This window comes from Microbacterium sp. NPDC056569 (assembly GCF_042793475.1).
Classification (GTDB): domain Bacteria; phylum Actinomycetota; class Actinomycetes; order Actinomycetales; family Microbacteriaceae; genus Microbacterium.
Genome location: NZ_JBHTUV010000003.1, coordinates 62,256 through 74,284, shown reverse-complemented (window position 1 = coordinate 74,284; position 12,029 = coordinate 62,256). Strand labels below are relative to the sequence as shown.

12 protein-coding genes are annotated in these 12,029 nt (G+C 70.2%); 8 read left to right on the top strand and 4 right to left on the bottom strand.

From position 1 onward, the window contains the following. Window positions 1-95: 95 nt before the first annotated feature. Both ACFQ7C_RS04655 and ACFQ7C_RS04650 read left to right on the top strand, forming a co-directional pair. On the top strand, window positions 96-1,382 hold the full coding sequence (locus ACFQ7C_RS04655; protein WP_378898353.1) for an adenylosuccinate synthase: 1,287 nt from the start codon (window positions 96-98) through the stop codon (window positions 1,380-1,382). A 98-nt stretch (window positions 1,383-1,480) separates the two neighbouring features. Continuing rightward, window positions 1,481-2,677: a lactonase family protein gene (locus tag ACFQ7C_RS04650; RefSeq protein ID WP_378898352.1), complete on the top strand. Its 1,197-nt coding sequence runs from the start codon at window positions 1,481-1,483 to the stop codon at window positions 2,675-2,677. Window positions 2,678-2,728: 51 nt separating this feature from the next. Here ACFQ7C_RS04650 and ACFQ7C_RS04645 read toward each other — a convergent pair whose 3' ends face one another. Then, window positions 2,729-3,949, bottom strand: coding sequence for an AI-2E family transporter (locus ACFQ7C_RS04645; RefSeq protein WP_378898351.1), 1,221 nt, complete (start codon window positions 3,947-3,949; stop codon window positions 2,729-2,731). Between the two features lie 135 nt (window positions 3,950-4,084). Here ACFQ7C_RS04645 and ACFQ7C_RS04640 point away from each other — a divergent pair, with 135 nt between their 5' ends. Next, on the top strand, window positions 4,085-4,378 hold the full coding sequence (locus ACFQ7C_RS04640) for a chorismate mutase (protein WP_045302127.1): 294 nt from the start codon (window positions 4,085-4,087) through the stop codon (window positions 4,376-4,378). A 101-nt stretch (window positions 4,379-4,479) separates the two neighbouring features. Here the strand turns inward: ACFQ7C_RS04640 and ACFQ7C_RS04635 are convergent, their stop codons facing one another. From ACFQ7C_RS04635 to ACFQ7C_RS04625, 3 genes are read right to left on the bottom strand one after another with little or no spacing between them, the layout of a single operon-like run. Next, a complete protein-coding gene (locus ACFQ7C_RS04635; RefSeq protein ID WP_378898350.1) occupies window positions 4,480-5,175 on the bottom strand; it encodes a hypothetical protein in 696 nt (231 codons plus the stop codon). Then, a complete protein-coding gene (locus ACFQ7C_RS04630; protein WP_378898349.1) occupies window positions 5,172-6,089 on the bottom strand; it encodes an ABC transporter ATP-binding protein in 918 nt (305 codons plus the stop codon). The genes ACFQ7C_RS04635 and ACFQ7C_RS04630 overlap by 4 nt, the downstream gene beginning before the upstream one ends. After that, window positions 6,086-6,478, bottom strand: a complete 393-nt coding sequence (locus tag ACFQ7C_RS04625; protein ID WP_378898593.1) for a GntR family transcriptional regulator — start codon at window positions 6,476-6,478, stop codon at window positions 6,086-6,088. Before ACFQ7C_RS04625 ends, ACFQ7C_RS04630 begins: the two co-directional genes overlap by 4 nt. A 360-nt stretch (window positions 6,479-6,838) precedes the next feature. Between ACFQ7C_RS04625 and ACFQ7C_RS04620 the strand changes: the two genes are divergently transcribed. Genes ACFQ7C_RS04620 through ACFQ7C_RS04600 form a run of 5 tightly spaced genes read left to right on the top strand, consistent with a single transcriptional unit; the run spans window position 6,839 to window position 12,022 of the window. Continuing rightward, on the top strand, window positions 6,839-8,191 hold the full coding sequence (locus tag ACFQ7C_RS04620) for a glycine betaine/L-proline ABC transporter ATP-binding protein (RefSeq protein ID WP_378898348.1): 1,353 nt from the start codon (window positions 6,839-6,841) through the stop codon (window positions 8,189-8,191). Beyond that, on the top strand, window positions 8,188-9,168 hold the full coding sequence (locus tag ACFQ7C_RS04615) for an ABC transporter permease (RefSeq protein WP_378898347.1): 981 nt from the start codon (window positions 8,188-8,190) through the stop codon (window positions 9,166-9,168). Before ACFQ7C_RS04620 ends, ACFQ7C_RS04615 begins: the two co-directional genes overlap by 4 nt. Before the next feature lie 14 nt (window positions 9,169-9,182). Then, window positions 9,183-10,070 carry a glycine betaine ABC transporter substrate-binding protein gene (locus ACFQ7C_RS04610; RefSeq protein WP_378898346.1) on the top strand — a complete coding sequence of 296 codons (888 nt, stop codon included), beginning with the start codon at window positions 9,183-9,185 and terminating at the stop codon, window positions 10,068-10,070. 39 nt (window positions 10,071-10,109) lie between these two features. Further along, window positions 10,110-10,955: a patatin-like phospholipase family protein gene (locus tag ACFQ7C_RS04605; protein WP_378898345.1), complete on the top strand. Its 846-nt coding sequence runs from the start codon at window positions 10,110-10,112 to the stop codon at window positions 10,953-10,955. Window positions 10,956-10,960: 5 nt separating this feature from the next. After that, window positions 10,961-12,022, top strand: a complete 1,062-nt coding sequence (locus tag ACFQ7C_RS04600) for a 1-acyl-sn-glycerol-3-phosphate acyltransferase (RefSeq protein ID WP_378898344.1) — start codon at window positions 10,961-10,963, stop codon at window positions 12,020-12,022. The last annotated feature ends 7 nt before the right edge of the window (window positions 12,023-12,029 follow it).

The window sequence follows — 12,029 nt, the reverse complement described above, 5'->3', positions numbered from 1 at the left end:
CGCCGGATGTCACGGGAGGACTCACGGCGCCAGAAGGCGTAACGAAGCATCCCGATAGGATGGGGTGTAACCGTCCGATAACGGGGGAGTAGCCCATGCCAGGCATCGTGATCGTCGGAGTCCAGTGGGGAGACGAGGGCAAGGGCAAGGCCACCGATCTCCTGGGTGAGCGCACCGACTGGGTGGTCAAGTTCAACGGCGGCAACAACGCCGGCCACACGGTCGTCATCGGCGACGAGAAGTACGCGCTGCACCTGCTGCCCTCCGGCATCCTGTCTCCCGGCGTGAACGCCGTGATCGGCAACGGCGTGGTCATCGACCTCGAGGTGCTCTTCTACGAGCTCGAGGCGCTGCACGCCCGCGGTCTCGACACCTCCCGCCTGCGGGTGAGCGCGAACGCGCACATCATCACCCAGTACCACCGCACGCTCGACAAGGTCACCGAGCGGTTCCTCGGCAAGCGGCAGATCGGCACCACCGGTCGCGGCATCGGCCCCGCCTACGCCGACAAGATCAACCGCGTCGGCATCCGCGTGCAGGACCTCTTCGACGAGAACATCCTGCGCCAGAAGGTCGAGGGCGCTCTCGACCAGAAGAACCACCTGCTGGTCAAGATCTTCAACCGCCGTGCGATCACGGCCGACGAGATCGTCGAAGACCTGCTGTCGTACGCCGAGCGCCTGCGCCCGATGGTCGCCGACACGTCGCTGCTGCTCAACGACGCCCTCGACGCGGGCGACGTCGTCGTCTTCGAAGGCGGCCAGGCGACCATGCTCGACGTCGACCACGGCACCTACCCGTTCGTGACCTCCTCGTCGGCGACGGCGGGCGGGGCGGCGACGGGCTCCGGCGTCGGCCCCAACCGCCTCGACCGCATCGTCGGCATCGTCAAGGCGTACACGACGCGCGTCGGCTCGGGGCCGTTCCCGACCGAGCTGTTCGACGAGAACGGCGACTTCCTGCGCTCGCGCGGCTTCGAGTTCGGCACGACGACCGGCCGCCCCCGCCGCGTCGGCTGGTACGACGCGCCGATCACGCGCTACGCGACGCGCATCAACGGCATCACCGACCTCGTGCTGACGAAGCTCGACATCCTCACCGGCCTCGACCGGATCCCGGTGTGCGTCGCCTACGAGGTCGAGGGCGAGCGGTTCGACGAGATCCCCGTCAACCAGTCGGACTTCCACCACGCGAAGCCGATCCTCGAGTACTTCCCCGGCTGGAAGCAGGACATCTCGGGAGCCCGCACCTTCGACGAGCTGCCGCCCGAAGCGCAGGAGTACGTCCTCGCGCTCGAGGCCATGAGCGGCACGCGCATCTCGGTGATCGGCGTGGGCGCGGCCCGTGACGCCGTCATCGTGCGTCACGACCTCGTCGACTGACCCCTTGCCCGGTCGTTGAGCGAGCGAGGAACGCGGTCGTTGAGCGAGCTGGCGAGACGAAACGCAGAGACGAGACGTCTCGAGCCATACGGAGACTCATGAGGTTCTGGCTGGGCGGATACACCGCCGACATGGGCGGCAGCGCGTCCGGATTCGGGATGCTGCTCGCCGGCGCCGCGGACGACGCCTCCGCGGGCGGCGCGCTGGCCTTCGCCGGCGAGGTCGCCACCGCGGACTCGCCGTCGTGGCTCGCACCGCACCCGGGGTCGCTGACCGTGGCGCCGGGCGATGTCGTGTTCGCGGCGCTCGAAGCCCGGGCGCAGGTGCAGGCTTTCCGCCGCACCGGCGAGGCGACGTTCGCGGCGCTCGGCGCGCCCGTCGCCGCCGGCGAGGCGGTGTGCCACGTGGCGGTGTCGCCCGACGGCCGCTTCCTCGTCGCGAGCTGCTGGGGCGACGGACGCGTGGTCCGCATGGACCTGGATGCTGCGGGCCGCCCCTCGTCGCCGGTGATCGCTCCTGCGGCGACCGACCCCTACGGGCCCGACGGCGCGCTGGAGCAGGCCGGCGACATCGACCTCGCCGCGGCGGCGCGGGCACTGCGCGAGGCTGCCGGGGAGGAGTACGCGCACCTCGTTCCCGACCACGACCGCGAAGAGCCCGCGGCGACCGACGGGGCGGAGGACGCAGCATCCGTCGCCCGTCCCTCCCGTGCGCACGAAGCGGTGTTCCTGCCGGGTGCGCTCATCGCGACGACCGACCTCGGCTACGACGTCGTGCGGTTCTGGCGGGACGGAACGCACGGGCTGCGACAGGTGCAGCAGGTCGCGCTGCCGCAGGGCAGCGGCCCACGGCACATGGCGTGGCACCCGAGCGGGCACCTCTACGTCGTGACCGAGTTCTCGTGCGAGCTGTTCGTGCTCGCGCCGGCGGCCGACGGCACGTGGAGCCTCGTCGGCGGCACGCCGCTCGGCGCCGGCACCCTCCCGGGCGACAGCGCCGCCGAGCTCGCGGCGTCACGCGACGGGGAGTTCCTCTACGCCGGCGTGCGCGGCAGCAACACGCTCGCGACGCTGCGCGTGCGCGGCGCAGGCGAGTACGTCGAGCCGGTCGCCCTGGTCGACGCCGGGGTGGACTGGCCGCGCCACCACGTCGTGGTGCGCGACATCCTGCTCGTCGCCGGGCAGCTGTCGAACGAGGTGGCCTCGCTCACGCTCGACGTGCGCACGGGGGTTCCGGGGCGCGTGCGCCACCGCAGCGAGGCCCCGTCGCCGACCTGCCTGCTCCCCGCGCGCTGATCCGCCGGAGGAGGGCAGTCCGCTGTGCCCGGCGTTGCTGCGCGCTGTAGGTCAGATCTTGGCGTCCTGCTTGGGGATGAAGACCTGCTTGATGATGAGGAGGATCGACGCCGTCACCGGGATCGCGACCAGCGCGCCGAGGAGGCCGAGCAGCGTGCCGCCGACCATGGCGCCGATCACGACCAGCGCACCCGGCACCGAGATCGCCTTGTTCATCACCTTGGGCGTGAGCACGTACGCCTCGAGCTGCATGTAGATCAGGTAGATGATCGCGAAGATCAGCGCCGGCACCCAGCCGGTGAAGAGCGCGAGCGTCGTCGCCGTGATCCAGTACAGCACCGAACCGATGAGCGGGATCAGGGTGATGAGGAACGCGAGCACGCCCATGAGCGCCGGGAACGGCAGCCCCAGGAACAGGTGCAGCAGAAACGCGACGACCGAGTTGCAGAACGCCAGCACCACCATGCCCATGAGGTAGGCGCCGATCGAATCGGTGATCTGGTCGGTCATGGCCGCCGCCTTGGGGCGGTTGCGAGCCGGCGCGAAGCGGTTGAACGCGACCTTCATGGCCGGGAGCCCCGCGAGGAAGTAGAGGCTCAGCACGAGCACGATGATGAGGCCCGAGATCGTCGTCCCCACGTTGATCGCGAAGTTCACGACGCCGCCGCCGATCGCCGCGATGTTCGCCGGGTTGGTGAGGAACTTCTCGATCTGGTCGGTGATCGCGCCGACCTGAGAGCCGAACGTCGAGCTCAGCCACGCGTAGAAGTCGGACTGCTGGAACTCGTCGACGGTCTGGGGCAGGTCGCTGAAGAACGCGGTGATCTGCTTCACGAGCGCCGGGATCACGAGGAGCATGACGCCGGCGAACACGAGCGCGAAGGCCGTGTAGACGATCACGATGGCCCACGGCCTCGAGACGTTGTGGCGCCCGAACCACCGCACCACCGGGTCGAGGCCGAGCGCCGCGAACAGCGCGAAGACGACGTAGATGATGATCGTCGAGAGGTTCCAGAACGCCAGGCCCAGGGCGATGGCGGCCAGCCCGCCGAGCGTGAGCACCAGCCCCAGGCGGAACGGGCTGTTGAGGTTCGCCCAGAAGGTCTTGCCCTCCGGCGCCTCGCCGGTGAACACCGGGGTCGCCTCCGGAGACGCGGCGCCGTTGACGCCGGGCGAGACCGCCGCCGCGTCGGTGCCGGCTGCGGGGTCGGCGGAAAGCGGCTCGGCGGCCTCGGCGGAGGTGGCACCGACTGAAGGCGAGGCATCGGTCATGGGTCACACTCTAGGGCTGGGGAGTGCGCGCCACGAGGTACGCGCGGCAAACTTCACCCGGATGGCATGAGGCGCCGTCATCACGGCGGAGCGGCTCAGGTGCTCGGGTATCGTCGAGGGGCGAGAAGGAGCGCCATGACCGAAGACCCCACGACGACGCTGGCCCGGCTGCGCAGCAGCATCGACAACATCGACGCCGCCCTGGTGTATCTGCTCGCCGAGCGCTTCAAGGCGACCAAGCAGGTCGGCCACCTGAAGGCCGAGCACGGCATGCCCGCTTCCGACCCGGCCCGCGAGGAGCAGCAGACCGCGCGGCTGCGCAGCCTCGCCGAGCAGGCCGACCTCGACCCGGCCTTCGCCGAGAAGTGGTTCAACTTCGTGGTCGCCGAGGTCATCCGTCACCACACGGAGGCCGCCGACTCCCGCTGACCTTCCGTTTCACGTGGAACAGAGGATGCTGCCACCCGGCGTGATCGCCGGGTGGCAGCATCCGTTCCGACTCGCAAGCTCGCTCAGCGAGCGGGAGGGGATCAGGGAACCGTGCGCCGCAGAGTGAGGTAAGAGATCCCGCCGAGCACGAGCGTGAGGACGAGTCCCCACGCGGCCAGACCCACCGCGCCGAGCTCGACCAGCGCCGTGATCACGTCGCCCCACACCTCGAAGCGCGTGATCGCCCAGATCGCGACGAGCAGCAGCGCGCCGACGCCCACCCAGATGAGGGTCAGGAGCAGGGCGCCGGACCGCTTGTAGACGGTCGCCGACCAGAACCCCAGCATGAAGATGAGCATCGCCATCACGAAGTAGAAGAACGCCGCGCCGAGCGGGCCGTTCTCGACGACCCAGTCGAGCGCGAAGAAGTACCCGTTGATGCCCCACCCGTCCGTCGCGTCCTCGATGATGCCGCCGATCGCGAAGACCGCCGCCAGCAGCACCGCGCACATCGCCGCGGCGAGCATCGTGCCGAGGAAGAACTCCCGGCGCGTGACGCTCATCGCCTGCGAGAACGGGAAGGTGAGCGTCAGGGACGAGATCCCCACGAACAGCAGCACCCACAGGGGTGCCTGCGAGCCGCCGCCGTAGAAGGGGCCGGGAAGGCCCGAGGAGCTCAGGATGGCGTAGATCACGAGCGACATCGCCAACGACGAGCCGAGCACGATCAGCGGCACCCAGACGAACGTCTGCTTGTTGATCAGCTGCATGCGCACGACGTTGACGGTGCGGTTCATCGCAGTGCTCCTTCCTCGGACGCCGCGGACTCGGATGCCGCGTTCTGTGTGGTGCGGACGATCAGCTGCTGCAGCGAGACCGGAGCGACGTCCAGGCGCGCCGCGGCGAGGCGCTCGCGGTCCGCGAGCGTGAGGGCGCCGAGGACGGTGACGGATGCCACGTTCCCCAGGCTCTCGCGGTGGATCACCTGCCGCCCGGCGACGAACGCGTCGACGGCGCTCGCGTCGCCCACGATGTTCGCGGCACGGTCGCGCACGGCATCCGTCGCCTCGTCCATGACGATCCGCCCGTGATCGATGACGAGCACGCGCTCGATGAGGTTCGACACCTCGTCGATCAGGTGGCTCGAGAGGATCACCGTGCGCGGGTGCTCGGTGTAGTCCTCCAGCAGCCTGTCGTAGAAGATCTGACGCGCGACGGCGTCGAGGCCGAGGTACGGCTCGTCGAAGAACGTGATCTCGGCGCGCGAGGCGAGCCCGATGATCACGCCGACAGCTGAGAGCTGACCGCGCGACAGCTTCTTGATGCGTGTCTTCTGCGGAAGCTGGAAGTCGTCGATGAGCTGCGCGGCGAGTTCGTCGTCCCAGTTCGGGAAGAACAGCTTCGCCGTGTCGAACGCGTGCCTCGGCAGTGCGTCGTCGGGGTACTTCTGGCTCTCGCGCACGAAGCACATGCGCGAGAGCACCTTGGCGTTCTCGTACGGCTGCATGCCGAACACGCGGACGTCGCCCGACGTCGCGAAGTTCTGCGCCGTGAGGATCGACATGACCGTCGTCTTGCCGGCGCCGTTGCGGCCGAGCAGGCCGTAGATGGTGTCCTTCTCGATGGTGAAGCTCACATCGTCCACCGCGACGACGTCGCGGTAGCGCTTGGTGAGATTCTTCACCTCGATGACGTGCGTCCCGGTCGTCATCGTGCGTTCCCTTCCGTGGTGGTGGCGACCTGCGCCGAAGCGCGGTCGCGGATGAGCAGTTCCAGGTCGTCGGGCCCGAGCCCGAGCTTGCGGGCCTCGGCGAGCAGCGGCTCGACGAAGCGGTCGGCGAACGCCGTGCGGCGCTCGTTCATCAGGAGTTCGCGCGCACCGGGCGCCACGAACATGCCGATGCCGCGCCGCTTGTACAGCACGCCCTTGTCGGTGAGCATCGCGACTCCCTTCGCGGCGGTGGCGGGGTTGATCCGGTAGAAGGCGGCGAGCTCGTTCGTCGACGGCGCCTGCGACTCCTCGGCGAGGCTGCCGTCGATGATCGCGTCCTCCACGCTCTCGGCGATCTGGAGGAACAGCGCCCGGCCTTCTTCGATCACATCCACCCCCGCTTGGTCGGTTAGTTACTTGACTAAGTAACCATGGAAGTCGGATGCCGTCAACCAGTGCCCTTGCGATGGACCCGGCCCCTCTTCGCCCGTGGGGGTGATATCACGCGTGCGCGAGGTACCGAAACGGCCGGTCGGTGTCGAATTTGCGACCCCTGCGGCGGCATGAAACGGTGGATGAGGTCCTTCTTGGGCCCTCCCGACCAGTCCGCGGTCGCTGGTGTCGCCCGAGCGTCAGACCGGTGAGCGTATGGTCGGCGGCCGCGGCGCGGATCCGACATCCGCTGCGGGAACGGCCGCCACCCGGGCGCGACCGCTGCAGCTCCTGCACCGGAGCTGCCGAGGTGCACAGTGACCGTTCCGCCTGCCATCGAGGCGAGGAATCTCTTCAAGGTCTTCGGACGAAACCCGCGCGACGCCGTCAAGCGGCTGCGCGCCGGCGCCACGCGCGCCGACGTCGCCGACGCGGGCACCGCCGCCGTGATCGACGCAAGCTTCACCGTCCAGCCCGGCGAGATCTTCGTGATCATGGGCCTGTCGGGCTCGGGCAAATCCACCGTGCTGCGGATGCTCAACGGCCTGCTGCCGCCCACCGCCGGCGACGTCTTCGTGCAGGGGCAGAGCGTCACAACATCTTCCGCGAAGGCTCTGCGCGGCATCCGTCAGCGTTCGATCTCGATGGTGTTCCAGCACTTCGCGCTGCTGCCGCACCTCACCGTTCTCGACAACGCCGCGTACGCCCTCGAGATCCAGGGCGTCGGCCGCGACGAGCGCCGGGCCCGGGCGCGTGAGATCCTCGCGAAGGTGGGCCTCGCGGACCGCGCCGACGCGATGCCCGACGAGCTCTCGGGCGGCATGCGCCAGCGTGTCGGACTCGCCCGCGCACTCACCTCGGGCACCGACATCCTGCTCATGGACGAGGCGTTCTCGGCACTCGACCCGCTCATCCGGCGCGAGATGCAGGAGCAGCTCATCGAGCTGCAGCGCGAACTCGGCCGCACGATCGTGTTCATCACGCACGACCTCAACGAGGCGATGTTCCTCGGCGACCGCATCGCGGTGATGCGCGACGGCCGCATCGTGCAGAACGGCACGCCCGAGGAGATCCTCACCGACCCGGCGAACGACTACGTCGCCCAGTTCGTGCAGGACGTCGATCGCGCCCGCGTGCTCACCGCCGGATCGGTCATGGCTCCTCCGGTCGCCACGACGCCGGTGAGCGCGGGCGTGCGCGGCGCTCTGCGCGTCATGCGCGACCTGCAGGTCGGCTCGGTGTCGGTCATCGAGAACCGCCGGTTCCTCGGGTCGGTCACCGACCGCGCCGTCATCCGCGCCGTCAAGGACGGCCGCACCGATCTCCGCTCGCTGGTGCGAGGCAGCCGGCCCGCCGTCCACGTCGACGACCCGCTCACCGACGTGGTGGAGCGCGCCGTCGAGAGTCCGGTGCCCGTCGCCGTCATCGACGACGCCGGGCGGCTCGTCGGCACGATCCCGCGCGTGACCCTGCTCGCCGCCCTCGGTGACGTGCCGCCGGTGACCCGGGAGAACCCGATCATCGACGTACCCGCCACGGTGCCGGCGAGTGTGATGACCCAGACGCTCGAGGTGGTGGAGCATCCCGCCGCGCCGGGGGGCCGGGCCGCAGCTCCGATGGAGGTCGGCGCCCACGAACCCGCCGCTGCCGCGGAAGGAGCCCTGCGATGAACGACCTGATCCGCCTTCCCCTGGGCGATGTCGTCGAGACCGGCGTGCGCTGGGTGATCGATGCGCTCGGCGGCTTCTTCGACGTCGTCGCCGTGATCTTCCGCGGCCTCTACGACTGGCTCGACGCATCCTTGTCGACGCCCCCGTTCTGGGCCGTGATCCTCGTGATCGCCGCGTTCGCGTATTGGTCGAAGGGCCTCCTGCTCGCCGTCGGCAGCGCACTGGGGCTCCTCGTGATCGTCGCCGTCGGCCAGTGGCCGAACGCGATGGACTCCCTCGCCCTCGTCATCCTCGCCGCGGTCGTCGCCATCGCGATCGCGGTGCCGCTCGGCATCTGGGCGGCGCGCAGCGACCGCGTCTCGGCGATCCTGCGCCCCGTGCTCGACTTCCTGCAGACGATGCCCGCCTTCGTCTACCTCATCCCCGCGATGCTCATCTTCGGCGTCGGTCCGGTGCCCGGCATGGTCGCGACCATCGCGTTCGCGCTGGCGCCCGGTGTGCGCCTCACCGAGCTCGGCATCCGCGGCGTCGACCCCGAGATCGTCGAGGCCGGTCACGCCTTCGGCGCCTCGCCCGGTCGCATCCTGCGCCAGATCCAGCTGCCGCTGGCGCTGCCGAGCATCATGGCCGGCGTCAACCAGGTGATCATGCTGAGCCTGTCGATGGTGGTCATCGCCGGCATGGTCGGCGCCGGCGGCCTGGGCGGCCAGGTCGTGCAGAGCCTCAGCCGCATCGACATCGGCCTCGGCGTCGAAGCAGGCCTCTCAGTCGTCATCCTCGCGATGATCCTCGACCGCGTCACGTCCGGCTTCTCCCAGCCGCGGACCCGCAGGCCGCGCACCCCCGGCATCGCGAACGGGGACACGGATGCTGCCACCCCGGCACCCGTGAACGCCAAGCCCGCTGCGGCGGCCGAGGGCGCAGCATCCGTGCCCGCCGACGATGCCGCCCCGCGACCCGAGCCCGTCCCGGCCTGACAGGAGGAGACGACATGACCACGCGCCGCATCATCGCCGCCGGACTCGCCCTGGCCGGAACGGCGGCCCTGCTCGTCAACGGCGCGCTCGCGCAGACGGGCGCGGGCGGCTCCGACAAGGGCCGCCTGACGATCGCCGTGTTCAATGGCTGGGACGAGGGCATCGCCGCGTCCGAGCTGTGGAAGGCCGTGCTCGAGGAGAAGGGCTACACCGTCGACCTCGCCTACGCCGATCCGGCCGCGGCCTACACCGGCATCGCGAAGGGCGACTACGACCTGACGCTCGACACGTGGCTGCCGCTCACGCATGCGGACTACATGGAGACGTACGGCGACGACCTCGTCGATCTCGGCGCCTGGAACGACGAGGCCAAGCTCACGATCGCCGTGAACGAGGACGCGCCCGTCGACTCGCTCACCGAGCTCGCCGCGAACGCCGACGTGTTCGGCAACCGGCTCGTGGGCATCGAGGCGGGGTCGGGCCTCGTGACCGTCACGCAGAACGACGTGATCCCCGGCTACGGGCTGGAGGGCATGGCGTTCGTCACGTCCTCCACGCCGGCGATGCTCACCGAGCTGCAGGCCGCGACGGACGCCGGGCGCGACGTCGCCGTCACCCTGTGGCGACCGCACTGGGCGTACAACGCGTTCCCGCTCAAGGACCTCGAAGACCCCGACGGGCTGCTCGGCGACGCCGAGGGCATCCACACGGTGGCATCGACCGCGTTCGCCGGCGAGTTCCCCGAGGTCTCGGAGTGGCTCGAGGAGTTCCGGATGGACAACGAGCTGCTCTACTCGCTCGAGGACGCCATGTTCGGCGAGTACGACGGCGACGACTACGGCCCCGTCGTGGCGAAGTGGATCGCCGACAACCGCGACTGGGTCGACAGCCTCACCCGCTGATCTCCGGCCGTCATGCCCGCGCCGCAATAGGGTGTGGGCATGACGGTGGCCTTCGTTCTCGGCGGCGGCGGGGTGCGGGGCGCCGTCGAGATCGGGATGCTGCGGGCGCTGCTGGAGTCCGGCATCCGTCCCGATGTCGTGGTGGGCACGTCGATCGGCGCGATCAACGGCGCGCTGGTCGCGAGCGACCCCACGCCGGCGGTGATCGAGCGCCTGCTCGGCGCGTGGACCTCACCCGAGGCGAACGCCGTGTACGGCGACTCGCTGTTCGCGCAGTTCACGCGGCTCGTGAAGACCAAGACGCACCTCAACTCGCCCGCTCCGCTGCAGCACCTGCTGGAGCGGGCGCTCGGCGCCGACACGACGTTCGAGGACCTCGCGGTGCGGCTCCGCGTCGTCGCCGCGAGCATCGAGCGCGCCGCGGAGCACGTGTTCGAGTCGGGGCCGCTCATCGAGGCCATCCTGGCCTCCGCCTCGGTGCCCGGGCTGCTGCCACCGACCCGCATCGGCGACGAGCACTTCATCGACGGCGGGATCGTCAACTCGATCCCCATCGAGCAGGCGGTGCAGGTCGGCGCGACCACGGTCTACGTGCTGCAGGTCGGCCGCATCGAGACCCCGCTGGTCGCTCCGAAGTCGGCGGTCGACACGGCCCGCGTCGCCTTCGAGATCGCACGCCGCCACCGCTACGCCCGCGACGTCGCGACCCTGCCCGAGGGCGTCGCGCTGCACGTGCTGCCGAGCGGCGGCGGGCTGGACGGCGATGACTCGCTCATGTCGTACCGGCGCATGGACACCGTGCACCGGCGCATCGACGCGGCCTACGAGGCCAGCCGCGAGTTCCTCGCCGAGCGCGGGCTGGGTGCCGAGAGCCGGGAGACGTGATGCGGATGCTGCCCACCTGGGTGCGCCGCATCCTTCTCGCCCCGCTCGTGATCGTGGCGGCGCTCCTCATGCTGCTGCTCACGCCGCTGTGGCTGATCGTCGCGCTGGCGCTCACGTCACTCGTCCCCGGACGCTTCCGGCTGCCGCGCGTGCTGTGGCTCGTGACCGTGTACCTGCTGTGGGACGCGATGCTCGTGATCGCGCTGTTCGCCCTGTGGATCGCGTCGGGCTTCGGCTACGCCGTGCGCCGGCCGGGGTTCGTGACGGCGCACTACCGCCTCGGTGCCTGGGCGCTGCGACTCCTGTTCTGGATCTTCGGCGGCGTGCTGCGGCTCACGATCACGACGACCGGCTCTGACGACGCGGATCCCGCCACCCGCCGCACCGCGTTCGAGGCGCTCTTCGCCCCCGGCACTCCGCTCGTCGTGGCGAGCCGGCACGGGGGGCCGGGCGACTCGTTCATCCTCATCCACACGCTGCTGAACGAGGTCGCCCGTCGGCCGCGCATCGTGCTCAAGTACACGCTGCAGTGGGATCCGGCGATCGACATCCTGCTGCACCGGATCCCGGCGCGCTTCATCGTGCCGTCGGGGTTCGGCCACGGGCGCAAGGGCGGCGGCGCCTCGGTCGAGGCGGCGCTCCGTGAACTGGCGACGGGGCTCGGACCCGAAGACGCGTTCGTCATCTTCCCCGAGGGGGGTCAGGTCAGTCCGACGAGACGCCGCTCGCGCATCAAGCGGCTGCGCGACGCGGGCCGCGAGGCCATGGCCGAGCGGGCGGAGGCCATGACGCACGTCATGGCGCCGCAGCCGGGCGGGATGCACGCGGCGCTGGACGCCGCACCCGACGCGGACGTCGTGTTCATCGCGCATACCGGCCTCGACCGGCTCGTCACCCTCCGCGACATCTGGCGCGAGCTGCCGATGGACAAGGGGATCACGATGCGCGCCTGGCGCGTGCCGCGATCGGAGATCCCCGACGATCTCGACGCCCGGGCCGCGTGGCTCTTCGACTGGTTCGCCCGCATCGACGGCTGGATCGACGCCCACCCCGAGCTCGCCGCCTGACCCCGCC

What these genes read in the sequence shown, in the direction of transcription:
- ACFQ7C_RS04615 (WP_378898347.1), top strand. Translation starts at nt 8,188, where the DNA reads ATGAACGACCTGATCCGCCTTCCCCTGGGCGATGTCGTCGAGACCGGC.
- ACFQ7C_RS04610 (WP_378898346.1), top strand. Translation starts at nt 9,183, where the DNA reads ATGACCACGCGCCGCATCATCGCCGCCGGACTCGCCCTGGCCGGAACG.
- ACFQ7C_RS04645 (WP_378898351.1), bottom strand. Translation starts at nt 3,949, where the DNA reads ATGACCGATGCCTCGCCTTCAGTCGGTGCCACCTCCGCCGAGGCCGCC.
- ACFQ7C_RS04635 (WP_378898350.1), bottom strand. Translation starts at nt 5,175, where the DNA reads ATGAACCGCACCGTCAACGTCGTGCGCATGCAGCTGATCAACAAGCAG.
- ACFQ7C_RS04630 (WP_378898349.1), bottom strand. Translation starts at nt 6,089, where the DNA reads ATGACGACCGGGACGCACGTCATCGAGGTGAAGAATCTCACCAAGCGC.
- ACFQ7C_RS04650 (WP_378898352.1), top strand. Translation starts at nt 1,481, where the DNA reads ATGAGGTTCTGGCTGGGCGGATACACCGCCGACATGGGCGGCAGCGCG.
- ACFQ7C_RS04655 (WP_378898353.1), top strand. Translation starts at nt 96, where the DNA reads ATGCCAGGCATCGTGATCGTCGGAGTCCAGTGGGGAGACGAGGGCAAG.
- ACFQ7C_RS04600 (WP_378898344.1), top strand. Translation starts at nt 10,961, where the DNA reads ATGCTGCCCACCTGGGTGCGCCGCATCCTTCTCGCCCCGCTCGTGATC.
- ACFQ7C_RS04605 (WP_378898345.1), top strand. Translation starts at nt 10,110, where the DNA reads ATGACGGTGGCCTTCGTTCTCGGCGGCGGCGGGGTGCGGGGCGCCGTC.
- ACFQ7C_RS04640 (WP_045302127.1), top strand. Translation starts at nt 4,085, where the DNA reads ATGACCGAAGACCCCACGACGACGCTGGCCCGGCTGCGCAGCAGCATC.